Annotated in this window: 31 protein-coding genes; 10 read left to right on the plus strand and 21 right to left on the minus strand. The window is 60.5% G+C overall.

The annotated features are described in order from the left end of the window. Nucleotides 1-2: 2 nt before the first annotated feature. On the minus strand, nucleotides 3-290 hold the full coding sequence (traL, locus tag K4G67_RS12105; RefSeq protein WP_119585960.1) for a type IV conjugative transfer system protein TraL: 288 nt from the start codon (nucleotides 288-290) through the stop codon (nucleotides 3-5). 34 nt (nucleotides 291-324) lie between these two features. Further along, nucleotides 325-603 carry a hypothetical protein gene (locus K4G67_RS12110; RefSeq protein ID WP_420830038.1) on the minus strand — a complete coding sequence of 93 codons (279 nt, stop codon included), beginning with the start codon at nucleotides 601-603 and terminating at the stop codon, nucleotides 325-327. Between the two features lie 411 nt (nucleotides 604-1,014). On the opposite strand from K4G67_RS12110, the gene K4G67_RS12115 reads away from it, so the two are divergent. The 3 genes from K4G67_RS12115 (at nucleotide 1,015) to K4G67_RS12125 (ending at nucleotide 2,091) form a co-directional block, all read left to right on the plus strand. Beyond that, nucleotides 1,015-1,506 carry a hypothetical protein gene (locus K4G67_RS12115; protein ID WP_239806619.1) on the plus strand — a complete coding sequence of 164 codons (492 nt, stop codon included), beginning with the start codon at nucleotides 1,015-1,017 and terminating at the stop codon, nucleotides 1,504-1,506. Then, nucleotides 1,499-1,735, plus strand: coding sequence for a helix-turn-helix transcriptional regulator (locus K4G67_RS12120; protein ID WP_239806620.1), 237 nt, complete (start codon nucleotides 1,499-1,501; stop codon nucleotides 1,733-1,735). The genes K4G67_RS12115 and K4G67_RS12120 overlap by 8 nt, the downstream gene beginning before the upstream one ends. A gap of 146 nt (nucleotides 1,736-1,881) precedes the next feature. Continuing rightward, entirely contained in the window at nucleotides 1,882-2,091 is a 210-nt protein-coding gene (locus K4G67_RS12125; protein ID WP_239806621.1) for a dodecin, read from the plus strand. Between the two features lie 66 nt (nucleotides 2,092-2,157). Here the strand turns inward: K4G67_RS12125 and K4G67_RS12130 are convergent, their stop codons facing one another. The 7 genes from K4G67_RS12130 to K4G67_RS12160 all read right to left on the minus strand — a co-directional run bounded on the left by K4G67_RS12130 (nucleotide 2,158) and on the right by K4G67_RS12160 (nucleotide 9,310). Beyond that, nucleotides 2,158-2,343, minus strand: coding sequence for a hypothetical protein (locus K4G67_RS12130; RefSeq protein WP_239806622.1), 186 nt, complete (start codon nucleotides 2,341-2,343; stop codon nucleotides 2,158-2,160). Between the two features lie 72 nt (nucleotides 2,344-2,415). Beyond that, nucleotides 2,416-3,563 (minus strand): IS3 family transposase gene (locus K4G67_RS12135; RefSeq protein WP_420830032.1). Its coding sequence is split into 2 segments (ribosomal slippage): nucleotides 2,416-3,311 and nucleotides 3,311-3,563, totalling 1,149 coding nucleotides; the frame shifts between segments, so codons are not numbered across the junction. After that, the gene (locus K4G67_RS12140; protein WP_239806624.1) at nucleotides 3,508-5,796 is read right to left on the minus strand and encodes an arylsulfatase; all 2,289 of its coding nucleotides are present in this window, start codon (nucleotides 5,794-5,796) and stop codon (nucleotides 3,508-3,510) included. Before K4G67_RS12140 ends, K4G67_RS12135 begins: the two co-directional genes overlap by 56 nt. Nucleotides 5,797-5,845: 49 nt before the next feature. Continuing rightward, nucleotides 5,846-6,766: a cytochrome P450 gene (locus tag K4G67_RS12145; protein WP_239806625.1), complete on the minus strand. Its 921-nt coding sequence runs from the start codon at nucleotides 6,764-6,766 to the stop codon at nucleotides 5,846-5,848. Further along, complete coding sequence (locus K4G67_RS12150; protein WP_239806626.1) at nucleotides 6,742-7,137, minus strand: hypothetical protein; 396 nt, start codon at nucleotides 7,135-7,137, stop codon at nucleotides 6,742-6,744. Before K4G67_RS12150 ends, K4G67_RS12145 begins: the two co-directional genes overlap by 25 nt. Before the next feature lie 161 nt (nucleotides 7,138-7,298). Continuing rightward, the gene (locus K4G67_RS12155; RefSeq protein WP_239806627.1) at nucleotides 7,299-8,099 is read right to left on the minus strand and encodes an SDR family NAD(P)-dependent oxidoreductase; all 801 of its coding nucleotides are present in this window, start codon (nucleotides 8,097-8,099) and stop codon (nucleotides 7,299-7,301) included. Beyond that, nucleotides 8,087-9,310: a cytochrome P450 gene (locus K4G67_RS12160; protein ID WP_239806628.1), complete on the minus strand. Its 1,224-nt coding sequence runs from the start codon at nucleotides 9,308-9,310 to the stop codon at nucleotides 8,087-8,089. The genes K4G67_RS12155 and K4G67_RS12160 overlap by 13 nt, the downstream gene beginning before the upstream one ends. A 135-nt stretch (nucleotides 9,311-9,445) precedes the next feature. Here K4G67_RS12160 and K4G67_RS12165 point away from each other — a divergent pair, with 135 nt between their 5' ends. The 3 genes from K4G67_RS12165 to K4G67_RS12175 are packed head-to-tail and all read left to right on the plus strand — an operon-like array spanning nucleotide 9,446 to nucleotide 11,220. Next, nucleotides 9,446-9,820, plus strand: a complete 375-nt coding sequence (locus K4G67_RS12165; protein WP_239806629.1) for a winged helix-turn-helix transcriptional regulator — start codon at nucleotides 9,446-9,448, stop codon at nucleotides 9,818-9,820. Continuing rightward, entirely contained in the window at nucleotides 9,817-10,395 is a 579-nt protein-coding gene (locus K4G67_RS12170; RefSeq protein ID WP_239806630.1) for a malonic semialdehyde reductase, read from the plus strand. Before K4G67_RS12165 ends, K4G67_RS12170 begins: the two co-directional genes overlap by 4 nt. A gap of 18 nt (nucleotides 10,396-10,413) precedes the next feature. Then, nucleotides 10,414-11,220 carry a dienelactone hydrolase family protein gene (locus tag K4G67_RS12175; protein ID WP_239806631.1) on the plus strand — a complete coding sequence of 269 codons (807 nt, stop codon included), beginning with the start codon at nucleotides 10,414-10,416 and terminating at the stop codon, nucleotides 11,218-11,220. Nucleotides 11,221-11,226: 6 nt separating this feature from the next. Here K4G67_RS12175 and K4G67_RS12180 read toward each other — a convergent pair whose 3' ends face one another. The 6 genes from K4G67_RS12180 to K4G67_RS12205 are packed head-to-tail and all read right to left on the minus strand — an operon-like array spanning nucleotide 11,227 to nucleotide 17,087. After that, nucleotides 11,227-12,450: an acyl-CoA dehydrogenase family protein gene (locus K4G67_RS12180; protein WP_239806632.1), complete on the minus strand. Its 1,224-nt coding sequence runs from the start codon at nucleotides 12,448-12,450 to the stop codon at nucleotides 11,227-11,229. Between the two features lie 21 nt (nucleotides 12,451-12,471). Next, complete coding sequence (locus K4G67_RS12185; protein WP_239806633.1) at nucleotides 12,472-13,095, minus strand: TetR/AcrR family transcriptional regulator; 624 nt, start codon at nucleotides 13,093-13,095, stop codon at nucleotides 12,472-12,474. Further along, nucleotides 13,092-13,907 (minus strand): SDR family NAD(P)-dependent oxidoreductase, encoded by an 816-nt coding sequence (locus K4G67_RS12190; protein WP_239806634.1) that lies wholly within the window; start codon nucleotides 13,905-13,907, stop codon nucleotides 13,092-13,094. The genes K4G67_RS12185 and K4G67_RS12190 overlap by 4 nt, the downstream gene beginning before the upstream one ends. Continuing rightward, on the minus strand, nucleotides 13,904-15,070 hold the full coding sequence (locus K4G67_RS12195) for an NAD(P)/FAD-dependent oxidoreductase (RefSeq protein ID WP_239806635.1): 1,167 nt from the start codon (nucleotides 15,068-15,070) through the stop codon (nucleotides 13,904-13,906). Before K4G67_RS12195 ends, K4G67_RS12190 begins: the two co-directional genes overlap by 4 nt. A gap of 5 nt (nucleotides 15,071-15,075) precedes the next feature. After that, complete coding sequence (locus tag K4G67_RS12200) at nucleotides 15,076-15,657, minus strand: 3-phenylpropionate/cinnamic acid dioxygenase subunit beta (protein WP_239806636.1); 582 nt, start codon at nucleotides 15,655-15,657, stop codon at nucleotides 15,076-15,078. A gap of 17 nt (nucleotides 15,658-15,674) precedes the next feature. Further along, on the minus strand, nucleotides 15,675-17,087 hold the full coding sequence (locus K4G67_RS12205) for an aromatic ring-hydroxylating dioxygenase subunit alpha (protein WP_239806637.1): 1,413 nt from the start codon (nucleotides 17,085-17,087) through the stop codon (nucleotides 15,675-15,677). A gap of 90 nt (nucleotides 17,088-17,177) precedes the next feature. On the opposite strand from K4G67_RS12205, the gene K4G67_RS12210 reads away from it, so the two are divergent. Next, a complete protein-coding gene (locus K4G67_RS12210; protein WP_067399300.1) occupies nucleotides 17,178-17,390 on the plus strand; it encodes a ferredoxin in 213 nt (70 codons plus the stop codon). A gap of 20 nt (nucleotides 17,391-17,410) precedes the next feature. Here K4G67_RS12210 and K4G67_RS12215 read toward each other — a convergent pair whose 3' ends face one another. Further along, a complete protein-coding gene (locus K4G67_RS12215; protein WP_239806638.1) occupies nucleotides 17,411-17,842 on the minus strand; it encodes a globin family protein in 432 nt (143 codons plus the stop codon). A gap of 193 nt (nucleotides 17,843-18,035) precedes the next feature. Here K4G67_RS12215 and K4G67_RS12220 point away from each other — a divergent pair, with 193 nt between their 5' ends. Further along, nucleotides 18,036-19,115 carry an oxidoreductase gene (locus tag K4G67_RS12220; RefSeq protein WP_239806639.1) on the plus strand — a complete coding sequence of 360 codons (1,080 nt, stop codon included), beginning with the start codon at nucleotides 18,036-18,038 and terminating at the stop codon, nucleotides 19,113-19,115. A gap of 22 nt (nucleotides 19,116-19,137) precedes the next feature. Here K4G67_RS12220 and K4G67_RS12225 read toward each other — a convergent pair whose 3' ends face one another. Genes K4G67_RS12225 through K4G67_RS12245 form a run of 5 tightly spaced genes read right to left on the minus strand, consistent with a single transcriptional unit; the run spans nucleotide 19,138 to nucleotide 23,761 of the window. Continuing rightward, nucleotides 19,138-19,860, minus strand: coding sequence for an SDR family oxidoreductase (locus K4G67_RS12225; protein WP_239806640.1), 723 nt, complete (start codon nucleotides 19,858-19,860; stop codon nucleotides 19,138-19,140). Nucleotides 19,861-19,875: 15 nt separating this feature from the next. Continuing rightward, on the minus strand, nucleotides 19,876-20,304 hold the full coding sequence (locus K4G67_RS12230; RefSeq protein ID WP_239806641.1) for a nuclear transport factor 2 family protein: 429 nt from the start codon (nucleotides 20,302-20,304) through the stop codon (nucleotides 19,876-19,878). Between the two features lie 39 nt (nucleotides 20,305-20,343). Further along, entirely contained in the window at nucleotides 20,344-20,643 is a 300-nt protein-coding gene (locus K4G67_RS12235) for a putative quinol monooxygenase (protein ID WP_239806642.1), read from the minus strand. A 23-nt stretch (nucleotides 20,644-20,666) separates the two neighbouring features. Beyond that, on the minus strand, nucleotides 20,667-22,157 hold the full coding sequence (locus K4G67_RS12240; RefSeq protein ID WP_239806643.1) for an aldehyde dehydrogenase family protein: 1,491 nt from the start codon (nucleotides 22,155-22,157) through the stop codon (nucleotides 20,667-20,669). Further along, a complete protein-coding gene (locus K4G67_RS12245; RefSeq protein WP_239806644.1) occupies nucleotides 22,154-23,761 on the minus strand; it encodes a GMC family oxidoreductase in 1,608 nt (535 codons plus the stop codon). Before K4G67_RS12245 ends, K4G67_RS12240 begins: the two co-directional genes overlap by 4 nt. A gap of 199 nt (nucleotides 23,762-23,960) precedes the next feature. On the opposite strand from K4G67_RS12245, the gene K4G67_RS12250 reads away from it, so the two are divergent. Together K4G67_RS12250 and K4G67_RS12255 are read left to right on the plus strand one after the other, a co-directional pair. After that, nucleotides 23,961-25,100: a sulfotransferase family protein gene (locus K4G67_RS12250; RefSeq protein WP_239806645.1), complete on the plus strand. Its 1,140-nt coding sequence runs from the start codon at nucleotides 23,961-23,963 to the stop codon at nucleotides 25,098-25,100. After that, nucleotides 25,097-26,260 carry a DUF1214 domain-containing protein gene (locus K4G67_RS12255; protein ID WP_239806646.1) on the plus strand — a complete coding sequence of 388 codons (1,164 nt, stop codon included), beginning with the start codon at nucleotides 25,097-25,099 and terminating at the stop codon, nucleotides 26,258-26,260. The genes K4G67_RS12250 and K4G67_RS12255 overlap by 4 nt, the downstream gene beginning before the upstream one ends. Nucleotides 26,261-26,264 lie beyond the last annotated feature (4 nt).

Genomic DNA, 26,264 nt, shown 5'->3' on the forward strand with positions numbered 1-26,264 from the left:
CGTCAGCCTGCAAGCAGGCGGCAATGGGAGGGCGGCGTGGCTTTCAGCCCGAGGAATGATCCCGGCAGGTACCAGTATGCAGCATGCACCAGCTTCGCGCCCTTGTTACCTGACTTCGCCTTCCGCAGGCCGAACCAGGCTATGACCGAAAGGCCAGTGCCGATGATGATGTGCTGCGTAAGGATGCCCCAGGCGAAGGGGATCAGCATCCCCGCGAATTCATCCACGGTCCAGAAACCGATAAGCTCCGGATCGTCGAGCCGCCGTGGAACAATATACCTGTCGGCCATGCCGCCCTCCCTGTCGTGAACCGCGAGGAACGCGTCAGATGACCGCAGTCACGACAGAAGTGACGATCGGTACGCCGGTGCCGACACCGATCCCGACGCCGACGGGCACAGCAACCTGGCCGAGCGCGAACCGGCCCGAAGCGAGCGCAATCAGTCCGCCTGCGAGCGACAGAACGGTGATGATCTTGCCGCCCGAGCCTTCGAGGAAATCGGTGAACATGGTGAGCGCCGGATCGAAGGTCGTGTCGGCGCCTGCATAGGCGGCACCGGCGATGGCGAGCGCCAGCGCGGCGGGTACCATGTAGTCGCGCATCCGCGGGGCGGAACGGGTCAGGTTCTTGGTGGTCATGAAGGAAAACTCCGGTTGGTAGATCGACAACAGCGAGCTTTCGTGTTCGCTGTATGTTCTTTCCTTCAACCGGAGCGGTGATGTAGGAAATGGGGCGGCGCGCAATTGCGGCTTCTGACCAAGCAAAAAGCGACAATTTGCGTGAGCAAGGCCGGATCTTGCGCCAGCAGGGTGGGACTATGCGCGGGGACGACCGGGTTCGGCGCGGAGGCTACCGGATTTTGCGATTTGGCGACCGGATTCTGCGCGAATCATCGCCGCACAGCGATTCGTTCGCTCCTATGTGTTCCTCAATTGTTCTTTTCGTTTTCCTACATCTCTCCTTCGCTTTATCTCTCGATTCGAACCGAAGAGGAATGCGAAAGGAATTCGTCCGTGGCTGACGGAGCAGAGTTTTCAGAAAAGCGAATAAGGGCAGGACTGGGGCGTTTGCTAACCGCTGCAGTCGAGGCGAGCGGGCGCGCGAAACGCGAAATCGCGGCCGATGCTGGACTGCACAAGGACGCCTTTCGGCGAGTGCTACAAGGTGATCGCGCGGCGACACTGGGCGAGGCGCTGCGCATCCTTGAGGCAAGCCGTACTGCGCCTCGTGCTCATCTTTTTCTGTTCCTTGTCTGCGGTTCAGATCAGGCGATTGACTGGTTGCGCTCCGACTTGGCTGAATTCTTCGACGAGTTCAGTGTGGAATTTCCGGAAGCACTGCAGCGATCCTTGGGTGAGCAAGTTGCCGACGTTAAACCGCGCTGGGCGAAGGGAACAGCCTACCGGATGGCAAAGATGCTTTCCGATCACATTACTGAACTCGAGCGCAAGGACCAGTTTCTTGAAAGTTTCCTCAGCCGTGAGCAAGAGGTGTCGAATGTCTAAAGAATGGGAGTTCGATCGCGATGGTCCGAAACGGCCTTCGCGCCTTATTCGTATAAAGGAGGTCCAGTATCGTACAGGTCTCGGACGCTCGACGATTTACCGATGGATGAATCAGGGAAAATTTCCGAAATCGGTTCGCTTGGGCAGCTTCCTTGTCGCTTGGCATGAGGATGAGATCGAAAGCTGGATCGCAGGTGACGACGATGATTATCTGCGAAGGATAGTGTAAGGCAACTCACTGATTGAAAAGACAGTTCGAGTAGGGAGACTTCTCAATTCAAAGTCAAAAACGTGTCCACTCAAATCGTGAGGATTAGGAACCAACTTACATCTCGGCGGTCCTTAGTTTGTGAAGCAAATCACGAGGCCACTAAAATGAACCATGTCGCAAAAGTTATCGAGGTTGTCGGGACGTCCGAGACGAGCGTTGAAGATGCCATACAGGGCGCAATCAGTCGGGCTTCTGAAACTATCGAAGGATTGCAGTGGTTTCAGGTCACCGAACTTCGCGGCGCAATCTCAGATCAGACAATTGATGGTTATCAGGTGATGCTGAAAATCGGTTTTAGCCTGAACGACGATTAGGCCAGCCACAGCGGACTTTCTGCGGCTTAACCCGATCGTTTCATCTGGTTTTCGATCAGAGGAGGATCAGTTACCTCTTCCGATGATTACTTCGTCGATCTGACCCGAAAATTCCGGACCGGCGGGATATTCCATTACGCGGCGACCGGTATCGTTGCCGATATCCATCGTCTCGCCAGGGCCCATGGTGAGGAAACTTACCCGTTCGATGCGACCGCTGCCGATGAGACGATCGCCTGCATGAATTTGCATCGTGCCCGCTGACAGTGACGTGCTCCCCTGATTGTTACCATTCAGAGGTAGAGTCTCGCACCTTCTGCACTGCTACCCAACGTCGGACCACTCGGGTCTGGAGTTTTCCGCCTTTCCCAGATCCGGTGGGCTGGTTTCACCGGCTGAGTTTGCCAGCATGATCGGGGGGATATTCCCGATCGCGCTGTGCGGTCGTTCTTCGTTGTAGTGTCTACGCCAGGCCTCCAGCTTTTCGCAAGCGTCTTGCAGGTTCAGGAACCAATGAGCGTTCAGGCACTCGCTGCGCAGCTTGCTGTTGAACGCCTCGATGAACGCATTGTCTGTGGGCTTGCCAGGGCGGGAGAAGTCCAGGATCACACCGCGCTGATAGGCCCACAGATCCATGTCCCGAGAGATAAACTCGCTGCCATTGTCCACCCTGATCGTCTTGGGGTAGCCGATCTTCCGGCAGGCATGATCCAGTGTGGCAACCACGTCTTCGCCACGGTAACTGAACCGGGGATCGATCACCGGCGATAGCCGCGAGAACGTGTCGACCACCGTCAGGATGCGCAGCTTGCGCCCAGTCGCCAGCTGGTCGTGCACAAAGTCCATCGCCCAGACATCGTTCGGTCTGATCGCCGGTGCACGATCCTCGCGCAACTTCGCCTTCACTCGACGCTTGGGCGTCTTGTTCCGCAGCTGCAGGCCCAACTCCCCGTAAAGTCTGTAGACCTTCTTCATGTTCACAGCCCAACCATCCCGGCGCAGGATGTAATACACACGCCGGTAGCCATAGCGCACATGCGTCTCGCAGATCTCCTTGATACGCTTCTTCAGAAAGGCCGGATCGGTTCGGCGGGACTGGTAGTGATAACTGGAAGTGTCGAACGGCAGAGCCCGGCAGGCCCTCCGGATCGACACGCCCCAGTCCGCCAGCATCCCGTCGACCAGCTCGCGCTTCCGATCCGGCCTCAGAGCTTTCGGCGGATGACGTCCTGCAACATCTCGCGATCCAGTGTCAGGTCGGCGACGATCTTCTTCAACCGTCCGTTCTCGTCTTCCAGCTCGCGCAGCCGCCGCATCTCAGACGGCATCAGCCCTGCGTATTTCTTCTTCCAGTTGAAGTAAGTCGCCTGGCTGATCCCTGCCTTGCGGCAGATCTCCGCCACCGGCGTTCCTTCCTCACCCTGCTTGATGACGAACGCCTTCTGTGCGTCCGTGAACTTCGAAGCTTTCATGCCAAAACTCCTTGTCCAGCCAAGGATGTCTACGGCGGAAAACTCTAACCAGAAATGGTCCAGTTTTCAGGTGGCAGAGCAACAGTAGCTGCGCATCGTCGGGCACGAAGGTAAAGCGCACCTCGGCATCGTCTGACCCAAGCGGCTCGCCTGCGCGGATTACGAACTGGTCGTTGCGCGAGCTCGATGCGTTGTGGATCACCAGCGGCACGCCGTCTTCTACAGCGAAGGCCCACCCGGCCAGCCTGCTGCCGGTCGCCATGAAGGCACCGTTAAGCGCGCCATCACCAGCGGCATAACGCACAGCGACCGTGAAGGCCCCAGCAAGGCGCGGCTGTTCCGACCAGGCGATCTGCACCCGGTTGCCGCGATAGCGATACTCGCTGCGCGGCGGGATTGGTCGGCGCAGCCGTGCCGAAATGCGCGCATCAAGATCGCTGCGCAGCGGATAGACGTCATACAGGCGGGCCTGTTCATCGAAAAGCGCCTGCAAGTCGCGCAGCCGGTCAGGATACTGCGCGGCAACGTCTGTTGTCTGGGAAAAGTCTTCGCGTAGATTGTAAAGCGACCAGCTGAATTCCGCCGGTTCCACCGAAGAGCGGTTCTGCCATGGCATGCGGCCGGGGTTGGTCGATGCCATCCACCCATCGTGGTAGATTGCCCGGTTGCCAAGCAGCTCGAAATATTGGGTGTTGCGGCGATCGCGTGCTGCGGGATTTGCAAAGGTGTAGGCCATGCTGATCCCGTCGAACGGATCCTGGTTCAATCCATCCACCACGTGTGGCTGGGGTATGCCGATGATATCCAGCAGGGTGGGCGCGATATCGATTATATGGTGAAACTGGCTGCGGATTGCCGCGCCATCGACGATGCTCTGCGGCCACGAAATGACCAGCCCGTTGCGGGTTCCGCCAAGGTGCGATGCAATCTGCTTGAACAGCGGGAAGGGCGCGTTCGTCGCCCATGCCCAACCTGCGGGATAGACCTGATAGGTATCCAGCCCTCCCATGCGATCGATATTGGAAAGCTGTTCCTCAAAATCCTGATCGGGCTGGCCGATCACAACCATCAGTTCATTCAGGCTACCTTCCGGCCCGCCTTCGGCGCTGGCACCATTGTCACCTTGCACGAAGACGATAATCGTGTTGTCGATCTCTCCGCTCGCCTCGAGTTCATCGAGGATGCGTCCGAACTGATCATCCTGGTAGGCCAGCTGGGCCGCGAAAACCTCCATGTAGCGGGCATAGAGCCGCTGGCGATCAGGCAACAGGCTCTCCCACGCCGGGATCACATCGGGTCGGGGCGATATCAGCGTACCGGGCGGGATGATCCCGCGTGCCAGCTGGCGGCGATATGTTTCTTCGCGAACCGCGTCCCAACCCCGGTCGAACTGTCCGCGAAATCTGGCGATCCAGTCTGCGGGTGCCTGCTGCGGCGCATGGGCGGAACCGGTGGCGTAGTAAAGGAAGAATGGCCGTTCCGGGTGATCGGCATCAAGCTGGCGCAGCCAGTCTATGGCGTGATCGGCAAGATCGCGATCAAGGATGTAATCCGCGTCCGTATCGTCCAGCATCACCCGGCTGGTGCCGTGGAACAGCGTGGGGCGGAACTGGTCGGTTTCCGACCCGATGAAACCGTAGAATTCATCGAAGCCCTTGTTGGTTGGCCAGTGGGCGTAGGGACCGGCTTCGTGCGTATCCTCGTTGGGGACGTTGTGATCCTTGCCGATCCATGCGGTGGCGTAGCCATTGCCTTGCAGAATGCGTCCGATGGTGGCGGACTCGGGCGGAATTATGCCGTCATAACCGGGGAAGCCCATCGCGACATTGGTCAGCGCGCCGGTGCCCACCGCGTGGTGGTTGCGCCCGGTCAACAGCGCCGCGTGGGTGGGGGAACACATGGCCGTGGTGTGGAAGTTGTTGTAGATCGTGCCGCGCTGCGCCAGCCGATCAAGGTTGGGCGTAGGCACCGGGCCGCCAAAGGTGCTGGCTGCACCAAACCCCACATCGTCTGTCATCACCAGCAACACGTTGGGCGCATCCGCTGGGGCCTGCACAAGCGGAGGCCAATAGGGCACGGCATCGTCCAGCGAAGGCGCGATGGTGCCTTGGTATTCCGGCGTGGGAATGGGCAGGATGGTGCGGTCGAGATCCTGTCCGGTCAGCGGTGCGGAGCCGAGTAGGACGGCAAGCCCCACCAGAAGCCCTGAACGCCATGCCCTGTGATTGGTCACCGGCCCTGTCCCCCCCTTCGTCTTATTGCTTCCCGGTGTGCGTTGACCTTCAGTCTGCATCCCACAACACATGCAGGGCATCGGGGCCGCGCATGTTGAGGCCGCGGATCTCGGGCTTGGGATAGTCCGGATCGAAGCGCAGGTTGGGAAGTTCGAGAATTTCTTCCAGCGCCACTTCCATTTCCGTCAGCGCCATGTGCATGCCCATGCACATATGCGGGCCGAACCCGAAGCTGAGCAGCGGCCGCATCGGGCGCTTGAGCCACAGGCGATCGGGATCTTCGTAGACTTCCGGATCGCGGTTGGCAGAGGCGATGGAACACAGCACGGCAGTGCCCTTGGGAATGGTCATGTCGCCCACTTCCATGTCGCGCGCGGCAATGCGGGCAACGGCGCCGGCAGTGGGATCGCGGCGCATCGTTTCCATCACCGCCTTGGGCACCAGGCTGCGATCCTGGCGCACTTCCTCCAACACCTCAGGTTCTTCCAGCAACTGCACCATCATGTTGGCGAAGCTGCGGGTTGTGGTTTCGCCTGCGGCCAACAGTAGCATGCGGATGAAATTGGCGATGTCTTCATCGCTGAACTTCTCGCCCTCATGCTCTGTCGTCATCATGTAGCCGAGGATGTCGTTGCGCATTTCCCCGCGCGCCCGATACTGCTGCACGATCGGCATCAGGGTCTCGTACATGGACTGGCCCGCCACCATCGATTGCGGGATGGTGATCTTGACCACTTCCGGGTCGGTCTGCGGTGCTGCGACCACCTGGATTGCCCAGCTCGCCAGATTGCCCAGCAGATCCTCGTTATGCGGGAACCCGAAATAGGCGTACATCGCCCGAATGGGGAAGGGCAGGGCGAATTCGCGCAGCAGGTCTGCTTTGCCCTTGGGGCGCAGCTGATTGACGAATTCGTTCACCACCACCGGGCGGATCAGCGTGTCCATCAGCTTGCGGATCTGGCTGCGCATGAATGGCTTTTGCAGAGTCTTGCGATACTTGGTGTGCTCTTGCCATCCATTGCGGTCAGAAGCATGTTGTCCACCGCTGCGCCAAACCCGTCACCCACGATATGGCTGAGCCAGTCCTGCGGATTCATGAGCACAGAGTGGATATCGTTGTAGCGGTACAAGGTCACGACGGGACGGCCCGTCATCATATAGTCAGCCATGCTGGGGATGCTGTTTTCCTGCAGCAAGTCCCCATGGGCAACAGGGCACTTCGCGCGCCTCTCCTCGAACATGGGATAGGGGTTGGCCGGAGCAGCTCCGGCATAGCCATTTGTCACAAGGGAGTAATCCTTGACCATCTGGTCGAGCATGGCGTCGTATTTGGCAGTCATTTCGCTTCCCAATCCGCTCTCCCTTTGCAGGGGGTGAGCTTTCTCCATTTCCCGACCCCGGATACCGCCATCGGGGGGTAGATGTCCAAAGATCGGATTTGACGCGGGTAAAGCCAGGCGCCGGCTTGCCGACACCTATCGCAGGAAAGGAGCGGGACGGGTCAGCCGGCAGTGATTCCGCTGTCTGCGGTGTAGCACGCACCGTGCACCGAACGGGCGCGGTCCGATGCCAGGAAAAGCAGCGGCTCCACGATGTCTTCAGGCTGGGAAGGTGGCCGCAGTCCGATATACCGCGCGATGAGTGCCTGATCGGCATCGGCGGGGAATTCCAGCCCGTTCACCATTTCTGTCAGCATGCCGCCCGGTGCCAGGGCATTGATCCGCACAGGTGCATGCATGAATTCCATGGCCAGCGATTTTGTCAGGCTCAGCAGCGCGGACTTGGTCGCGGCATAGGGGGCAGTGTAGGCTTGGCCGGCAAAGGCGGCGGTGGAGACCACATTCACCACATTGCCCTTGCTTTCAGCCAGGTGCGGCATGGCGGCCTGCATCATGAAGAATGGTCCTGTGACATTCGCCCCGAACAGCTTGTTCCAGTTTTCCGGTGTCACATCGCCAAGCGCGTGGAAGCGCAGGATGCCCGCCACATTGCACAGCACGTCAAGACCGCCGAATGCTTCGACCGCCATGGCCACCGCGCTTGCGCAGAATACGGGGTTCGCCAGATCGCCATCGTTCGCCACGCATTCGCCGCCGGCCTCTCTGATGCGCTTGGCGGTCTCCAGCAGCCCCTGCTTGTTCAGATCGACGAGGCACACACGTGCCCCTTCTTTCGCGAACCGCAGGCTGGCGGCGCGGCCAAGTCCGGACGCCGCCCCTGTCACCAGCACGCTCTTGCCGGAAAATTCGCCTTCGCTCATCGCCACCTCACCAATTGCCGCCAGCGCGGTCAGATATCCCAAACCAGCGGCAGGGTGACGGGCTGGATCATGCCAAGGTGGTATTCCACGTCGTGCCCCGGCTTGATGCTGAACTGCGGGATGCGGCCAAGGAATTCTTCCAGCGCGATGCGCATCTCGCGCTTGGCAAGGTGCATGCCGATGCAGGTGTGCGGGCCGAAGCCGAAAGCGACGTGCCTGGGCCGGCGGCTGAAATCGACCTTGCCGGGGTTATCAAACTCTGCCGGATCGCGCCCGGCCAGCGTGGTGCTCATCATCACCTTGTCGCCGGGCATCATGGTAACGCCGTGGAATTCGGTTTCCTTGGTGCAAGTGCGGAAGGTGGTGACAGCGGCGTAGGCCCGCATCAGCTCGTCAATCGCATGGGGGATTTCCTCCGGGTTCTTGCGCAGGAAATCCTGGTCTTCGTGGTTGCGCGCCAGGTGGGTGAATTGCAGCCCCATGTTGGTGGAAACGGTGTCGAGCCCGCCGATGAACAGGTTGAACGAGAAGCCTACAAGCTCGTCATCGTTCAGCTTCGCACCATCGACATCGACATCCAGCGCATAGCTGATGATGTCATCACGCGGAGCCTTGCGGCGATCTTCGATCTGCTCGCGCAGGAAGTCCACCACGTTGCGGGTTGCAGCCGCGATTTTGCCCATGTCGGCCACGTGCAGCAGATCATATTCCCATTCGAGAAACTGCTTCGTGTGTTCGAGCGGGAAGTCCATCAGTTCGAGGAACACCTTGATCGGGAATTCGAAGGCGAACTGGGACATGAATTCACATTCGCCCTTGGCGCGAAAGGCCTCCACGTAATTTACTGCGTAGTGGCGGATCTTCTCATCCAGCGCCGACACGGCCTTTGGCGTGAACAGCGGATTGGCCATCTTGCGGTATTTGGCGTGTTCGGGCGGATCAATCTCTACCGGCGTGTTGATCCAACTTTCACCGATCAGCTTCGCAAATGGCGAGAAATCCTTGCTGGAGAACGTATCGGTATCGAAATAGATTTCGCGCAGGTGATCCATGCGCCGCACCACCCAGGCCGGGCTTCCGCCGGGATAGGCATGAGGCGCATAAAAGATGTCAGGCCCTTCGGTGTGAATGGCCGGGGCCCAGTCAAGATGCGGCTCCTGCGTGGTGGTGGTGCCAAAGATGTAGGGAAAGTGCTTCACCAGGGTGGCGGGGACGTGCGCCGGGATGGTCGGCTCGGGCAATTCGTTCTGCATTCTTGGCTCCCAATTCGGCAGGCCCGCCCGGTTGCCGGGTGCTGGCCAGCCTGACTGCTGTTTTCAAATCGCAGACTAGGCCCTACACCCGAATCCAACAAGTAGGATTACTTTCTGAGGGTTAGTCACTTTGAGATGACTATAGACAACCAATCGCCCGAAAATTGGCCCGAAAGCAGGGATGTAAGCCCGCACGAATATGAATCGCTGCGCCGCGCGTTGACGATGATTTCGGGCAAGTGGAAGCTGGAGATTCTCTGGCTGCTGTATCATCGCACCCATCGTTTCGGGGAATTGCAGAAGACAATCGCTGGCGTTTCGCAGCACGTGCTTACCAAGCAGTTGCGCGAACTCGAGGCCGACGGGCTGATAACGCGCAAGGTATTCGCCGAGGTGCCGCCACGCGTGGAATACACCATGACCGATGCCACAAGAGAGCTGGAGCCCACCATCAAGTCGCTTATGGCCTGGTGGGAAAACCATGGCAGCAACACAAGGGGAAAAGCATGAGCGCGACCAATCTCGATCCGGTTTTTTCGGAAGCGCGAACGTTCAACGGCTACACTGAAAAGCCCGTAAGCGAGGCGACCTTGCGGGAATTGTACGACCACCTGAAATGGGGGCCGACGGCGGCAAATTCCTGTCCCGCGCGCTTTGCCTTTGTATCCAGCGGCGAAGCAAAGCAGCGCTTGCTGGGCTGCGTGAACGAAGGGAACGTGGCCAAGGTGAAATCTGCGCCGGTCACAGCCATCGTTGCGGCAGACACCCGCTTTTACGAGGAAATGCCGAAGCTTTTCCCGTCGCGCGATTTTGCATCGGTCTTTGCCGGCAAGGACGATGTGATTGCCGATCTGCTGGCGCGCAACGTGCCGTTGCAGGGGGCCTACATGATCATCGCCGCACGCGGGATCGGGCTGGATTGCGGGCCTATGTCGGGCTTCGATGCAGAAGCGATCAACCGGGAATTCTTTCCTGATGGGCGCTGGCAGGCCAATTTCATCTGCACGCTGGGCTATGGTGACAAGGATAGCCTTTATCCGCGCAACCCGAGATTGCCGTTCGAAGCGGCATGCCTGATTGCCTAGCAAGAGGAGGGATAACTGATGCCGTCATTCGACCCGAGCAAACGCGACAAGCTGGAAGATTTCGAACATCGCGAGATCGAACTGCTGGGCAAGACCCGGCGCGTCTATGTTGCAGGCCAGGGGCCGGCGGTAATCGTCATGTCGGAAATGCCGGGGATCAGTCCCTACGTGGCGCGTTTCGCCCGCTGGGTGCGCGATGCCGGGCTTACTGTCTACATGCCATCGCTGTTCGGCAGGGATGGCGTAATGCCAGGTGTTCCCGGCACCATGGTCACGCTGGCACGCACCTGCATCAGCCGGGAATTCCGCGCTTTTGCAGCAAATAAATCTAGCCCGGTGACACAGTGGCTGCGAGCATTGGCGGCGCTTGCGCACAAGGAGTGCGGCGGCCACGGCGTAGGCGCGATCGGCATGTGCTTTACCGGCAATTTCGCCTTGCACATGATGCTGGAGAAGGCAGTGGTTGCACCCGTCCTGTCACAGCCATCGCTACCCATGCACGATGCCGCCGGTCTGGCGATCCACCCGGACGAACTGGCCCGCGTGAAACAGCGCCTGGAGAACGAAGACCTGACGGTAAGGGGCTATCGTTTCGAGGGCGATACTTTCTGCCCTGCGACAAAGTTTGCGGCTTACGAAAAGGCGCTGGGAGACAGGTTTGTCGGCACGGTGTTGCCGGACAGTGCCGCCAATCCCGATGCTCCGCTAAAGACGCCGCACAGCGTGGTTACGCTGCACCTGATCGACGAGGCCGGTCAGCCCACCGCGCAGGCGCGCGACGAAATACTGGAATTCTTTCGCGCGCGCCTGATCGACGGTGTCTAGGTCTTCTTAGTACGAACCCGGAGGGGCGATCGGATCGCCACCGGCAAGCGCACGGCCCTGGATCTCGTAACCGATCGTGGGGATGTTCTGGATGTGCCGCAGCGCCATCGAGATATCGCGCCAGTAGCGGTTGATCGGCTTTTCCAGCGAGAAGCCCGAAGATCCGGCCTGGAACATCAGGGATTCGCTGGCGGCGTGGATCGACTGCACCATCTGCCCACCGGCAGCGCGGTGCTGCGTCTTTTCTTCCGCAGTGAACTCTTCGCCAAGCCCCACCCGGTCAAGTTTCGCGGTAAGGCTGAAGAGAATGGTCTTGGCAGTTTCGATTAGCGCCGCTGCTTCACCCAGATCGCGCATGTAAGCACCCGAACCGGTACGCGGACCGATCGTGGTGGTCAGCACCGGCTTGCCCGATTCCGCCGCAACGATCTCAAGCATGGCCTCAACCGCGCCGATCAGCTGGGCCAGACCGGTTGTGCGCACCATCGGCACGGCCGGGATCAGATCGGAAGGGGCGCCGAAGTGCTTCTTGGTAGGATCGATCTGTCCGGCGCGCTTGTCAATCAGCACCATCTGGCCTTCGGGAATGAACACATCCTCGGCGATCGCCGTATCGGACCCGGTACCCTGCATGCCGCTGACAAACCAGGTATCCTTGATCTCGAACTCGCTCATCGGGATGTAGCACATGCTGATACCCGGAACCACGGGGCCATCGTAGCCTTCCAACACCACGCCCTGCTGGGTCCATGTCGCTTGGCGCGAGCCGGACATGTAGGGCCATGCCCCATTGATGATCCAGCCACCATCAACCTTGCGAGCCTTGCCCGGCGGGTTGTAGGCACCACACACCGGCTCCGGACCATTGGCGAAAACCGCTTCCTGCACGCTGTCGGGCGCAAGGCTGGTTACCCAGGTGGTGCCGTTGATGATCTGGATGACCCAGCTGACCGCAGGGTCGCCCTTGGCGATTTCCATCTGCACGCGGCAGAAATCCGTGGGGGAAAGACCGAAGCCGCCCAGGCGCTGGGGAACCAGCATCTGCAGGAAGCCTTCTTCCTTCAGCATCTTGTCGACCGCATCGGTGGGACTGCGGCGTTTTTCCCCTTCGGGTGCGTTTTCGGAGAGAAACCCGCGAAGTTCCTTTGCGCGGGCAACAAGCTTGTCGGCGACTGATTTGTCCGCCCAACCACTAACTTGTTCAACAGGAGCTTTTGCCAAAGTAGCCATTTCATGCATCCTTTCGATTATTCAGGCAGATTGGTGCGCCAGGTCGAGCACCCAGTTTTCGAGATTATCAGCGCTCTCGTTCCACAGCGCGGACCAGTTATCATCAGCAGGCACCAGCAGGGTGCTCAGCTGAAGCCGAACCAGCACTTCCACGAAGCCTTCTGTATTGATCTTCTTGCCAAGCTTGGCTTCGAGGTATTCGAATGTGGGTTCCAGCGCCAGGTAGACCGCAACCTTGTAGCGATCGAAGCGGCTGCGGAAGAAGGAGAGGTGAAAGCGCGGCTCCACCTCGAAAACCCGATCGGGTGAGTTTTCGTTGGTATAACGGGCATAGAACAGCATGACCTGGCGGAACCGCTCTATCGGATCGTCGATGTTCTCGGCTGCCTCGCGCACGCCGGTTTCAAACCCGGTGCAAACGAATTCCGCAACTGCTGCAAGGACATCTTCCTTGTTTGAGAAATAGCGATACATGGTGCCACGCGATACACCGCTGGCTTCGATGATGTCGCTCATGGAAAGCCGGCGCACACCGCGTTCCGCGATGGCATCAAGCGCTCCTGACAGGATCTTGATGACGCTGGGGGAGGAGATGAAATCCTCGCTCACCTCTTGCCCCTGGATCAGGTCAGGCTGGAATTTCATGTCGCGCCCTTCTCAAGTTCTTCGAGATTGTGCGGGATGCTGACGTAGCCGGGCAGGTTTTGCCCGCCATCGACATTGATCATTTCGCCAGTGATGAAAGCCGACATTTCCGAAGCCAGGAACACCACGACCGGGCCGATATCCTTTTCCGGATCGCCCGCGCGCTTGAGCGGGTTGTTGGCCGTTGCCTTCTCCAGGAAGCCGGGTACTTCTTCCACCAGCCTCGCGAACACCTGGCCCAGCCCGGTGGGCGCAATGGCGTTCACGCGAATGTTGAAGCGGCCCCATTCCACTGCGGCGCTGCGGGTAAGGCCCAGGATGCCCATCTTGTTGATGTTGTAATCGCTGTGCAGCCAGGCACCGGTATCGGCATCGATTGAATAGAAATTGATTACAGAGCCACCGCCGCGCTTTTTCATGTGGGGCAGGGCGGCGCGCATTGCCCACCATGTTCCCCAAACGCCCATCTTCAGCGTGGCATCGAGCATCTCGTCGGTCTTGTGTTCAAGCAGGACATTGTCCGAAAGGCTGGAAGCATTGGTGACAAGCGTATCGAGACCGCCGAATTCATCGACAGCGCGCTGCACCATCGCCTCGACCTGTTCCTTCACCGCCATGTCAGCCGACATGCCGACAGCCTTGGTGCCGAATTCCTCGCGGATTTCCTTCGCAACTTTTTCCGTGGCCGCGCCATCGCGCCCGGTGATCAGCAGCGAAGCGCCTTCGCCGGCCATGCGCCGCGAAATGCCATAGCCAAGGCCCTTTGCCCCGCCGGTTACGATTGCCACCTTGCCTTCGAGCAATCCGCTCATGCTGCTTCCCCCACCATTCTATCCATTTCCATGCGTTCTTCGCATTTTTCCCGGGTCAGGACGTAGCCCTGGATCTTGTTGTCGTTGTCGACGAACAGGTGCTTGGCGCCCTTGCTATCGCTTTCCACCTCGCGCCATTCGCCCTGGATGGCCGCGGCTGGCGGCAACAGGTTGATGGGGCAAAGCGTGGTCTTGACCTGCACCGAAAGCGGCGGGAACTTGATCGGCGTGGGCGTGCCCAGCGCGCTGGGCGCGATACCGCGCGCAGCCGCCATGATCGGCGTGACATAGGCAGCCAGGCCATTGGGATATTCGGCGCAGTCGCCAATTGCATAGATATCGGGGTCGCTGGTCTGGCCAAATTCATTGATCTTGATCCCGCGCCCGATGTCGAGGCCGGCTTCCTGCGCCAGCTTCACGTTCGGGCGAAGGCCCACTGCGGAAAGAACGATATCGGCTTCTATCCGCGTGCCATCGTCCAGCGTGGCAACATATCCGCGTTCCGTGTGCCGGTAATCGATTGCCTCGACCTTGCGGCCCAGCTGCCATTCGACGCCGCTATCCTGAAGGGTTTCCTGCACCGTCTCTCCCACTGCGGGCGGCACAAGCTGCGCCAGTGGCTGGCCCAGCATATCGACCACGATCGGCTTGTAACCGTTGGTCACCAGGTCATTGGCGAATTCGGTTCCCACAAGGCCTGCACCCATGATCAGCACACGCGCGCCTTCGGGCAGTTCCTTGCGAAACCGATCGTAGTGTTCCAGCTGGTTGACCGAAATGGCACGGTGCGCGGCGTCTCCGCCGATAGCCGGGCGGATCGGTTCGGCACCGGTTGCCAGGATCAGGGCATCGTAATGGATCGGCCCGCCGGTGGTCAGCAGGGCCTTGCCAGCCCGATCGATAGCCTCTGCCTCGCGCCCGATGCGGGCATCCAGCTTGAGGTTGGCGATCATCTTTTCCGCAGGTGTGGTTACCAGCGTTTCGCTGGTCTTGCCCTTGGCCAGCGCGGTCGACAGCGCGGGCTTGGAATAGAAGTGACCATCCTCAAGCGTGACCATGACCAGGCGCGCTTCCGGCGAGAGCCGGCGCAGTTCGCGCAGCACGCCAAAGCCGGCGAGACCGCTGCCGACAACGACGATGGTGGGGGCAACAGGCTCGCTCATTCCGATTACAGGAATACTGCGAAGTTGGACATGCCGAGCACTGACTGGTCGACGATGATCTCGCGCCGGGCCAGCTTGTATTCACCCTCAACTTCACGCCACACGTCGCGGCGTTCAGCCGTCGTGTTCTCGTTGTCCGGACTGTCGCCACGGCTGCGTTCGAGGAAGAGATAGCTCACCACTTCATATTCGCCGGGCGTGTCACACTCTGCAACACGGACGTTGGTCACGAAACGGCGGCAGCGCGACGGGGGATCTTCCGCCCATGCGCTTTTCTGCAAACGACCAGACCGCATCAGCAGCGAATCGTAGTTCTCGTCGAAATGGAACATGGTGCGCATCACGTCGCGGTCGCGGTTGGCACCGGTGCGCGTCAGGCGGATCGGTGCCTGATAGATGATATCCTGCGCAATCATTGCGATCCAGTCATCGATGCGGCGCTCGTCCAGCGCGGCCGCTTCGTCATAGAGCGTTTCCAGGATGCGGTTGTACACTTCCGATCCCAGCGGCACGCGCTTCTTGGAAACCAGTCCGCGAAGGATCGTGGTTGAATCGGGGGCGGCGGTCGATTTGGTCTTCCAGGTCATGTCTGTGTCTCCCCCGCTCAAACCGCGTCCATCAGGTCATAATAAGCCAGCCACCAGTTCCACTGGGTGTCGTCCTTGGTGAAACCGGGATAGAGCAAGCCTTCGCCAACCCAGCCTTCGGGGCGTTCGTGCCCGTGCAGAGCCTGGTACTTGAGCGTAATGTCCTTGCTGACCGCGCCGCGCGCGTTCTTCATGATCACCGGCCAGACGTCGGCATCGTCCTGCTCGATCACGCCGGATGTGCCGGTGTTCCAGATCGAGTTCTGCAGCATGTCGCGCTTCATCTGTTCGGGCGCATCCTTTTCCGCGAACAGGTAGTTCACGAATTCGACCTTGTCCGGCCCCTTGGGCACATAGGTGTGCAATGACAGCGCGCCGGATGAACCGCCATCGGTACGGGGCGCAAAGATGAAAGCGATCAGGACGTTCGGGAACATGCCGCCCACTTGAGGCGGGATCGTCGCCAGCTGAGCCACCTGGTCTTCGGTGAGGTTTTCGAACAGTTCGGGAATCATTTCCTTGGTGATGCCCGGCGGGGTGAGCAGTTCCAGGCGTTCACGCGTGGACTTGCCCTCGAACGGCACGTCGGCAAACATCTTGAAGGTCTTTTCGGCTTCGAGGCAGCGCAGCGAGTGGCCCTGCTTGCACGAGACGTCGACCCCGTACATCCCCGGCGCCTGGTCATAGATGCTTTCGGCCGTTCCGCCCATCACACCGCCTTCCATCAGCGAGCGGTGCAGTGTCAGCGTGTGGAACCCGTCGGAACCCGACTGTTCGCCAGGCACCTTCCAGTTGCAGGGAAGGGTGAAACGCTGCGGCGGGCCAAGCAGTTCAAGGCCGTTGTTGGTGCGGCAGAACAGCTGGTCCATGTAGTATTTGATGTCGCCCAGGTATTCGTCGAACGAGGGGCCATCGATGTTCCAGGTGGCGAAGATCAGGCCGCCATACAGGTGCACCTTGGCCTTCTTCAGGCCCAGGGTCTTCTTGTCCACATCGTTGCCGTGCATCTTCTCGCGCTCAACCGGTGCGCCGATGAAATCGCCGTTCGGGCGGAATGCCCAGCCGTGGTAGATGCACTGGTGGATGCGCTTGTTGCCGGCTTCGCCAAGGCACACGCGCATGCCGCGGTGCGGGCAGACATTCAGCGAAACATTGACTTCGCCATCCTGGCTGCGGGCTACGATCACGTTGTCTTCCGCCATGTCGCGAACGATGAAATCGCCGGGCTCGGGAATTTCGCTTTCATGACCCAGCAGCAGCCAGGTCTTGGCGAAAATCTTGTCCATTTCGAGGTGGTAAAGCTCTTCGTCGGTCATCACGCGAAGCGAGACCTCATTGCTCTCGCGCATGATCAGATCGTCAAGCGAGGTTCCGTCGCGCAATACTAGCTTCGATTTCTGGAGCATCTCGGCATTCTCCCGGTAGTGCATTTTTTTGTGATTGATTCGCGTTATACACATTGAATAATATCTGTTCAATATGTAAAGCGACAAAAACCAGGACAAACAACGGAGAGATTGATGTCTGAGAAGGGTAAGCTGAAGGTCGTGATCAACAAGCCTGCGTGTTGCGGCTATGGTGTTTGCGCGGAAATCTGCCCGGAAGTGTACAAGCTGGACGAGCACGGCATCGTCTATGTCGACGATGAAATCGTGCCCGAAGGTCTGGAAGACGCAGCCCGCGAGGGCGCGGATGCCTGTCCGCAATCGGCCCTCGCCATCGTCGATGCGTGACGGCGGCCCTGCAGTGGGCTTTAATAGACCCGCGCAAGGATGCCCTTGAGAGCGGCCCCTTGTTCGCGCCAGGCGGCATCGAACGCTTTTGACCAGCCATGCCCCGCCACTTCGGCGAGGGTATCGATCAGCATGTCGATCGAAGCTGCGTAAAGCGGCAGGCCAATATCGCCGTAGCAGCGATGCGCCATGACCAGGCTTTGCGTAGAGCGCTCGACCCAGTCTTCGCCTGTCGCCAGCCCCATCAGGGTCTCGATCATCTCGTTCACCATCGCACCGCACGTGGAATCCGCATGGTGAAAGGATCGGCGTTGTTCCGGATAGCGGGCAAACAGCCGGTCGAAGAAAATCGGCGTGATATCCCTGTCCGCCTCGGCAACGACCCACAGGGATTGCTCAAGGATGTCTGCCCTGGCTGTGTCTCCCACGAGAAGGTCATTTTCCACTGGCATTGATCCCCTTAGCGGCAATACGCCTGCCTTATGCCCGTATCGCGCTGGTGAAATTGATCTGAACCAAATTCACTGTCATCCGCTGCTGATCTCTGGCCCCTTGAACCAGTCGGCATTGCGCAGCCTACCTGTCGACAGGGCAAACACGGTGCGCCGCTTCTGATAGGGAGGCGCAGCCAAAGGAGTTTAATGGATGCGCAACGCACTGGACCCGCTTTTCTCGCCGTTTTCCTGCAAGAGCCTGGAACTGGCCAACCGCTTCGTGATGTCGCCCATGACCCGGCAGTTCAGCCCCGATGGAAGCCCGGGAGAGAATGTCGCTGAATATTATGCGCGCAGGGCGAGGGGCGATGTAGGCCTGATCGTGACCGAAGGCGTTGGCGTGGATCACCCCTCGGCAATCGGCCAGGGCAGCATGGAGGAAAAGGACATTCCCGTCCTGCATGGCGAAGCGGCCCTGAACGGCTGGCGCGAGGTGGTAGACCGAGTGCATGCGGCAGGTGGCAAGATCATGCCGCAGCTGTGGCACATGGGCGCCTTGCGCAAGGACAATTCGCCGCCACACCCTGAAGCCCGGTCGCTTGGGCCGGACAATATGGACGAAAGCGATATCGCCGCGGTCATCGCCGCTTTTGCTCGCAGTGCGGCAAACGCCAAGGCCGCTGGCTTCGATGGCATCGCCTTGCACGGCGGGCACGGCTACCTGCTCGACAGTTTCCTTTGGGCGCAGACCAACACGCGCGACGATGCCTGGGGCGGCGATGCCGCGGCGCGCACACGCTTTCCAGTCGAAGTGATCAAGGCTGTGCGCGAAGCCATCGGCCCCGATCTGCCCATCGCCTATCGTATCTCGCAATGGAAACTGCAGGATTACGAGGGCAGCCTGGCCGAAACGCCCGACGAACTTGGCGCGATTTGCGGGGCGCTGGTCGATGCCGGGGTAGACATTTTCGATGTCAGCACGCGGGTCTTTTCCAGGCCGGCCTTCGCAGGTTCCGACATGGGCCTGGCCGGGTGGATCCGCAAACTTACAGGGCTGCCGACGATGACGGTTGGCGGGATTGGTTTCGACAAGGAACTGGCCGCAAGCTTCACCCAACCGACCGCCGCAGTGGACAACCTCGCAGAGGTTGTCCGCCGTTTCCAAGCCGGAGAATTTGACCTGGTGGCCCTTGGCCGAGCCTTGCTGATGGATGCGGAATGGGTGGTGAAGGCACGCGAGGGCGAGCCGTTCAAGCCGTTCGACATATCTGCCTATTCACGGCTGGACTGATCGCCGCACAAGATCGACCCGTTCAGAAGCTTTCCGATGTCGCGTAGATATGCATCCGCGCGGCATTGGCATTGCCTGTCTGTTCGCACATGAAACGGATCGCGCGGGCAATTTCCTCTGGCTGCATCGGTGGAATGTATTCGTCCCAGCCGGGTTGGCCCTTGGCTTTCATGTCTTCGAAAATCTCGGTGGTGGTGGTGCCCGGCGCCACCAGTCCCACGCACACACCTGACCCCGCGAGTTCTATCCGCAAGACGTCTGTAAACCGTTCCAGCGCAGCTTTCAGCCCGCCATAAACGCCCGTGCCAGCGGCGGTAATGCCTGCACCGATGCTGGAAATATTGACGATCTGTCCAGTGCCGCGCGCCTTCATGTGGCGAGCGAACAGCACGCTTGCGCGAACGACAGCCGAATAGTTGACGGCAATCATCGGGTCGAGCTCGGCTAGGTCAAACTCCTCATAATGACTGGTGCGCAGGATGCCCGCATTGTTCACGAGGATATCAACCGCGCCGAACTCGCCCAGGGCATGGTCGAGCATGGCCTGCGGTGCGGATGGATCGGCGAGGTCAAGCGCGAGGAACCGCGTGTCCCCACCGATTTCCTGTGCCAGCGATTGCAGCCGGTCTTCCCGGCGCGCGACCAGCAGCAGCCTTGCACCGCCTTGCGCCAGACTGCGTGCGGTTGCCGCACCGATCCCGGCAGATGCGCCCGTGATCACTGCGACTTTGTCTTTCAGTTCCATCCCGTCCACCTTTTTCTATTCCAGTATCATCGGCTTGAAAATGCGCCGTGCGATCTTCCAGCCATCGCCCGTGCGCACGAGGAAATCCTCATAGCTGCCAATGCCCCGGTGAACGGGACCATCATTGTTCATCTGGCACAGCAGTGCATCGACGTAGCAATGTGCCGTGGCACCGCCTTGCGCACCCGATAGCTGGATATTGCTGATCCGGTGCATGGTGGGGCCAAGCCGGGAATGGGCTTCGCGCATGTAATCGGTGAGTGTGGAAACATCTGTCCAGTTGCCGAACTCGCCGTAGTCGGTTTTGCAATCGGCGGTGAAGCAGCTTCTGAACAAGGCCCAGTCCCGCGTATCGATGGCGGTGGCATAGGCGATGAGAAGGGCGTTGATGGAGCGTTCGTCCTGCGCGCTCAGCCCACTGTCTATCCGGCGGTGAAGACTCATCGTTCGAGCCTCTCCAATTGCGCCGCGATCCTTGCGGGCCTAGGCAACCTTGGCATCCCAGAACTGCGTTTCAGGAGGCGCGGTCAGCATGGCTGCCATCTGGTCCATCATCCCCTGCTCCGTGCGGAAGGCCACATAGGCATCGTAGGCGGCGCGCGATTCCCATTCTTCGATGAAGATCACGCGGTTCGGATCATCGGTATTGCGCCTGATGGCGATGCTGACAAAGCCGGGAAATGTTCGCGTGCCTTCCAGCGTGGCGGGAATCTGCTGGCAGAACCCCTCCACCACTTCGGGCTTCAACGACAAATCCAAAGTAACAATGATTGTATCGCTCACCGGAACCTCCTCTCTAGAATTCCTTACTTGCCGATCGGGTAAAAGATCGATTTCTCGTGCTGGTATTCACGCAGCCAACCGGGGCCGTACTCGCGTCCGATGCCCGATCGCTTGTAGCCGCCGATGGGCGCGTCGCTCATCGTGCCTGTTCCGCCGTTGAGCGAGACGCTGCCGGTCCTTATTTGCAGGGCCATTTCGTAACCCTTTGCGGCATCCGCCGTCTGGATCGCGCCGTTCAGGCCGTAACGGGAATCATTGGCGATACGAATCGCCTCTTCATCCGTTGAAAAGCCGATGATGCAGCCGACCGGGCCGAAGATTTCCTCCTGCGCGATGGCCATGTCGTTGGTCACATCGTCGAAAACGGTCACTTCGGTGAAAAAGCCCTTGTCGAGTCCCGCCGGGCGGCCGCCACCGCACACCAGCCGGGCACCCGCAGAGCGGCCCAGTTCGATGAAATGCTCCACCTTGCTGCGCTGGCTCTCGCGGATCAGCGGACCCATTCCGATGGCCGGGTCTGCCGGATTGCCGATGGCGATTTGCCCGGCGACGGCAGCAGCCGTTGCGGCAAAGGCCGGGCGCAGGCTTTCGTGAACCAGGAAGCGGGTGGGGATGGCGCAGCCTTGCCCGGCGTTGATGGAAATGACCGTGGCAGCCATGGCCGCCGCGCTCTGAACATCGGCATCCTCGCGAACGATCAGTGCCGACTTGCCGCCCAGCTCCAGATGAACCTTCTTCAGCGTGGGCGCGGCCTGCGCCATGATCTGCGCGCCAACACCTTCGGAACCGGTGAAGGTCACCATGTCCACCCGTTCATCGGTGCACAGCAGTTGCCCTTCCTCGATGCCGCCGGTGACGATGTTCAGCACGCCTGCGGGCAGGCCGATTTCTTCCGCCACCTGTCCGAACAGCAGAGCGGAAAACGGGGTGAAGGGCGATGGCTTGAGCACCATGGTGCAGCCCGCCAAAAGGGCAGGGCCGATCTTTGCCAGGTTCAGCAGGAAGGGGAAGTTGTATCCGGTGATGGCGGAAACCACGCCCAGCGGTTCTCGCACCACCGTGGTGCCACCAATGGACCGCGGGCCATCCGGGGCGAAGGGATTGGGGGTTATATCGATCGGCAGGCGTTCGGGCTGTTCGCGCCGTGCATGGCCGATGGCCGCTTCCAGCAGGCGCAGCGGGTTGTCGACCTGCATCAGGTGGGTGATGCCGGCCGCACAGCCCACTTCGGCCACGATCAGTTGCGCGATCTGGGCATGCTTTGCCCGCAGGGCGCGCGCCATCTTTTCGACCATGTCAGCCCGCTCATCCATGGACATGCGCGGCCAGGGGCCATGGTCAAAGGCTTCGCGCGCCGCTGCAATGGCGGCATCCACCTGCTGTGCAGAGGCAACCGGTGCGGCGGCGATCACCTCTTCTGTGGCCGGATTGATGACCGGTTCGGTGCCTGCCTGCGGATCGTGCCATGCACCATCGTAATAGACCTGGCTGATGTCGGTATAAGGTATTGTCATGCTGTCTGTTCCTTGCCGAGGATCATGTCCGCAGCGTTCATGGCGATGGCCATCGCCGGTGCATTGGTGTTGCCCGAAACCAGTGCGGGCATGATCGATGTGTCGCAAACGCGCAGGCCGCTTACGCCGCGCACGCGCAGCTGCGGATCAAGCACGCTATCGGCCTCTGCGCCCATTGCGGCGGTGCCGGCGATATGGAGCGAGGTGCCGCCCAGCCGGAGCAGGTTGGCGAGAATATCCTCGTCCGTTTTCACGTCAGCAGCGGTCCCCACTTCCTCTACAACCCAAGGCGCAAGCGCCCCTTGCTGGCCGAACCGGCGGATCCACTTGAACAGGGCCAGTGCGCGGTCACGGTCCACTTGCTCGGCGAAGTGGTTTGCATCGATTTGCGGCGGGGAAGCAGGATCGCTCGACCGGATGTGGGTGGAGCCGCGACTTTCAGGCCGCGTGAAATAGCCGAGCAGGCGCATGCCGGGAAACGAGTCCAGCACGACCTTGCCTTTGGCGTCCTGCTTCATGGTCACCATCATGGAGCCGATCTGCGCATCGGGGCGATCCAGCCCGGGTTCGGTCTTGATGAAGCCGCCTACTTCGTGCGCCGCATCGGTCATCGCGCCGCGCCGCAACAGGAAATAGCGCAAGACAGATGCAATGAGGCCTAGCCCGCTTAGTTTCTGGTTGGAACTGTGGCCGCGAATACGCCAGTCGACCGCGACATAACGGTGTTCGCGCAGGTTCTCGCCAACGTTGGGGCTGTGCGCGACCAGCGGTATGCCAAGCGCCTTCAGGCGCGCCGCATCGCCAATTCCCGACAGCTCAAGCAGCTTGGGGGATTCAACAGCGCCCGCACACAGAATGATCTCGCCGCGACAGGCGATCTGCTGGCCATCCAGAACCACGCCTGCAGCCCGGTCGCCCTCGAACACGACCCTTTCCACGGTGCCGCCGGTGATGATCTTGAGGTTCGCGCGTGCGCGCGCCGGATCGAGGAAGGCCCGCGCAGCGGAAAAGCGCTGTCCTTTCCAGGTGGTCGTGGTCTGGTAGCCCATGCCCTGATCGGCCACCACGTCCACGGCGTTGACATCGGCCACAGTCGGCACGCCCATTTGCGCGCCTGCCTTAAGCATCGCCTGGGTAACCGGATTGCCGTCAGCAAATACTGAAATGCGCAATGGGCCGCCGGTGCCGCGCCATTCCGCCGCGCCCAGTGCATGGTCTTCCAAGGCCACGAAATGGCGCCCCATGCGATCCCAGCCCCAGCCTGCGCAGCCGGCCTTTTCCCACTCGTCGTAATCCTGCGGCGCGCCGCGCATGTAGACCATGCCGTTGACCGAGCTTGAGCCGCCAACCGTGCGCCCCTTGAGCCACATCTCTTCTGGCTGGTTGCCTGCGGGTTTGACGTTGTAGGCAAAGACATGCGGATTGGCAGGGTCGAGCAATTTGCCGACGCCGCGCGGCATGCGGATCAGCGGGCTCTTGTCGTCAGGCCCGCTTTCTATCAGCAGCACCTTGGTCGCCGGGTCGGCGCTCAGCCGGTTGGCCAGCACGCAGCCGGACGATCCGGCGCCCACGATGATGAAATCGAATGTGGTATCCGTAGCCATCGCGTCAGCGCCGAACCGGCAACTGGCAGTACGGCTCCAGATGTTCAGACGGTTCCATATCTGCTCCCTTCCATGAGCCGATATGTCGCCGCTCATGCCCCCCTTCTGTCCTACCCAGTGACAGGTTCAGCGATTTTTCCCGTGCCTAGCCTGCATAGTGAAAAGAACGTCGCAAATGGCTGCATGAGAGGGCGCGCGCATGGGAGATCCGACACCGCAGGAACTGATCGGCGAAGCCGGTCTGGATGCAGAGATGGCCGCAGGCGTCCTTCCTGGACTTACAGCGGCGATGGATGCGCTGGCGCAGGAAAGCGGGCTGTCGCAGACGGGGCGCGAGAGGGCGCTGGCGCAGTTCCGTGATAACCTGTCGCGCCTTTCCGCAATCGCGGCGGACCGCAAGGCGCATCCGGAGATCGCCGATGTCGTTATCGAGCGGCCCGTGTTTATCCTTGGTCTGCCGCGCTGCGGCACTTCGATCCTGCACGCGCTGATCGGTGCCGATCCGCAAATCCGCACGCCCCTGCAATGGGAAGTTGCCGCGCCATCGCCGCCGCCAGAAGCCGCGACATTCGATACCGATCCGCGTGCCGATGGCTTCGATGCCTATGTACGCGAGAATTTCACCGGGGCCTGGGCCGATGTGCTGAAAGCGCATCCGATCGGCGCACGCATCCCGCAGGAATGTGGCATGATGCTGGAAACCGCGTTTCAGGGCATCAATCCCACGATGCTGTTTCGCCTGCCTGCCTATTACGATTGGTATCGCAAGGCCGATACGCGCTTTGGCTACCGCGTTCACAAGATGTGGTTGCAGCACCTCGCATGGAAAAATCCGCGCAAGCGCTGGGTTCTCAAGGTGCAAGAACACGCGCACCACCTGCCCGAATTGCTGGATATCTACCCTGACGCCGTGCTGGTGCAGCCGCACCGAGACCCGGTAACGGTGATGGCATCAATCTCGCGCCTGATTGAAGTCATCCGCTGCGTTGCCTTTGACCGGATCGACCGCAACGAGCTGGGCCAGGAATTGCTGCACCTGTGGCACGATGGCCAGGCGGCGGCACTTTCCTGGCGGCAGTCTAACCCGCAAGTGCAGGTGCTGGACCTCGCCTTCCGAGACCTGATTTCGGATCCTGTCGCCGCGGTGCGCAAGGTTTACGAGCACGCCGACATCGCGTTTTCGGTAGAGACGGAGGAAGCGGTGGCGCGCTGGTGGCGCGAGCATCCATCCGACAAGCACGGGCAGCACCGCTATGAACTGGCCGATTACGGGCTGACGCGCGAGCAGGTTGAAAGCGTCTATGCCGATTACATCAGCGCCTACGAGGCCTATCTGTGAGCCGCTGGCCCGACTATCTTGCGAAGCTTACTTCGGCGGAGGATGTCCTCGCCATGTTGCCGGGCGATGCTGACGGGCTGGAGCGGGCGGAAGTCGAGAAGATGCTGTTCGCGGCGCTGGCATCGGGCTGGTTGACGACCTTTGCAGATCGTGACCGCCCCGATTTCGTTCCCGCAGTAGGCACGCATTTCAACCTTGTCGGCACCAACCCCGATTTCATCTACGCCGCAGCCTCGATTGATGGCAGTGGCAGCTATCTGATTACCGGGGAGCGAGGGGAATGCCTGTTCCTGCAGATGGATATTGCCGCTGGCGGGCTGGCCGTGATGGACGCACTGGGGCCGTCGCTGGGTACGATCGACTTCGACGATCTGGCACTGGATGGGGCAGGGCGCTTTTCCCTGATGCTGAGCGCGGAAAAACCGGCAGACTGGCAGGGTGACTGGCACCCTCTCGATCCGACAGCGCGTTCGCTCTCGCTGCGGCAGGCAAGCTATGACTGGGGTGCGGAGCGGGAGGCGCGGATCGCCATCGAACGCACCGATCTGACCCATGCGCCACGCCGCTGGAGCGAGGCGGAGATTGCCGAGCGGCTGATGGCCTTGTGCGCCTATCCCAAGCGACTGGCGGGCATGGCCATGGGATTCATCGCCGGGCAGCAGCAGAAAGGGCTGTGGAACGCCTTCGAGCATGACGACTGGGCCGGGCGTGGCGGCGTGGAGGGGCAGCGTTACTATCAGGGCCTATTCCGGCTGGAGCCGGATTGCGCGCTGGTGCTGGAAACCGACCTTCCGGAAACGGTCCGCTACTGGAACGTCCAGCTGAACGACATGCGCTGGAACACGCTGGACTGGATGAACCACCAGTGCAGCCTGAACGGTGGCCAGGCCAGCATCGATGCAGATGGCAAGTTCCGCGCGGTTATCGCCATGGAAGATCCGGGCATTGCAAACTGGCTGGACCCGGCTGGCCACGCGCAAGGGTCAATCATGCTGCGGTGGACCGGTGCCAGCAGCGGACCTGCGCCAACGCTCAGTTGCATCGCGGCAGGAGACGTGCTGGAGCAACTTGGTCCGGGCACCCGGCGGGTTACGCCGGAGGAACGCCAGCAATCCCTGCGCGCGCGTCGCCGCGCGGTGCAGATGCGCCGTCGCTGGTAAGCGG

The organism is Croceicoccus hydrothermalis, from assembly GCF_022378335.1.
GTDB classification, from domain to species: domain Bacteria; phylum Pseudomonadota; class Alphaproteobacteria; order Sphingomonadales; family Sphingomonadaceae; genus Croceicoccus; species Croceicoccus hydrothermalis.

Coding starts and splice junctions, on each gene's coding strand:
- K4G67_RS12250 (WP_239806645.1), top strand. CDS start 23,961: ATGGGAGATCCGACACCGCAGGAACTGATCGGCGAAGCCGGTCTGGAT.
- K4G67_RS12210 (WP_067399300.1), top strand. CDS start 17,178: ATGTCTGAGAAGGGTAAGCTGAAGGTCGTGATCAACAAGCCTGCGTGT.
- K4G67_RS12180 (WP_239806632.1), bottom strand. CDS start 12,450: ATGGCTACTTTGGCAAAAGCTCCTGTTGAACAAGTTAGTGGTTGGGCG.
- K4G67_RS12215 (WP_239806638.1), bottom strand. CDS start 17,842: ATGCCAGTGGAAAATGACCTTCTCGTGGGAGACACAGCCAGGGCAGAC.
- K4G67_RS12110 (WP_420830038.1), bottom strand. CDS start 603: ATGCGCGACTACATGGTACCCGCCGCGCTGGCGCTCGCCATCGCCGGT.
- K4G67_RS12230 (WP_239806641.1), bottom strand. CDS start 20,304: ATGAGTCTTCACCGCCGGATAGACAGTGGGCTGAGCGCGCAGGACGAA.
- K4G67_RS12240 (WP_239806643.1), bottom strand. CDS start 22,157: ATGACAATACCTTATACCGACATCAGCCAGGTCTATTACGATGGTGCA.
- K4G67_RS12165 (WP_239806629.1), top strand. CDS start 9,446: ATGACTATAGACAACCAATCGCCCGAAAATTGGCCCGAAAGCAGGGAT.
- K4G67_RS12125 (WP_239806621.1), top strand. CDS start 1,882: ATGAACCATGTCGCAAAAGTTATCGAGGTTGTCGGGACGTCCGAGACG.
- traL (WP_119585960.1), bottom strand. CDS start 290: ATGGCCGACAGGTATATTGTTCCACGGCGGCTCGACGATCCGGAGCTT.
- K4G67_RS12190 (WP_239806634.1), bottom strand. CDS start 13,907: ATGAGCGGATTGCTCGAAGGCAAGGTGGCAATCGTAACCGGCGGGGCA.
- K4G67_RS12220 (WP_239806639.1), top strand. CDS start 18,036: ATGCGCAACGCACTGGACCCGCTTTTCTCGCCGTTTTCCTGCAAGAGC.
- K4G67_RS12205 (WP_239806637.1), bottom strand. CDS start 17,087: ATGCACTACCGGGAGAATGCCGAGATGCTCCAGAAATCGAAGCTAGTA.
- K4G67_RS12175 (WP_239806631.1), top strand. CDS start 10,414: ATGCCGTCATTCGACCCGAGCAAACGCGACAAGCTGGAAGATTTCGAA.
- K4G67_RS12185 (WP_239806633.1), bottom strand. CDS start 13,095: ATGAAATTCCAGCCTGACCTGATCCAGGGGCAAGAGGTGAGCGAGGAT.
- K4G67_RS12170 (WP_239806630.1), top strand. CDS start 9,817: ATGAGCGCGACCAATCTCGATCCGGTTTTTTCGGAAGCGCGAACGTTC.
- K4G67_RS12225 (WP_239806640.1), bottom strand. CDS start 19,860: ATGGAACTGAAAGACAAAGTCGCAGTGATCACGGGCGCATCTGCCGGG.
- K4G67_RS12245 (WP_239806644.1), bottom strand. CDS start 23,761: ATGGCTACGGATACCACATTCGATTTCATCATCGTGGGCGCCGGATCG.
- K4G67_RS12160 (WP_239806628.1), bottom strand. CDS start 9,310: ATGCAGAACGAATTGCCCGAGCCGACCATCCCGGCGCACGTCCCCGCC.
- K4G67_RS12195 (WP_239806635.1), bottom strand. CDS start 15,070: ATGAGCGAGCCTGTTGCCCCCACCATCGTCGTTGTCGGCAGCGGTCTC.
- K4G67_RS12150 (WP_239806626.1), bottom strand. CDS start 7,137: ATGACTGCCAAATACGACGCCATGCTCGACCAGATGGTCAAGGATTAC.
- K4G67_RS12120 (WP_239806620.1), top strand. CDS start 1,499: ATGTCTAAAGAATGGGAGTTCGATCGCGATGGTCCGAAACGGCCTTCG.
- K4G67_RS12145 (WP_239806625.1), bottom strand. CDS start 6,766: ATGCGCAGCCAGATCCGCAAGCTGATGGACACGCTGATCCGCCCGGTG.
- K4G67_RS12130 (WP_239806622.1), bottom strand. CDS start 2,343: ATGCAAATTCATGCAGGCGATCGTCTCATCGGCAGCGGTCGCATCGAA.
- K4G67_RS12200 (WP_239806636.1), bottom strand. CDS start 15,657: ATGACCTGGAAGACCAAATCGACCGCCGCCCCCGATTCAACCACGATC.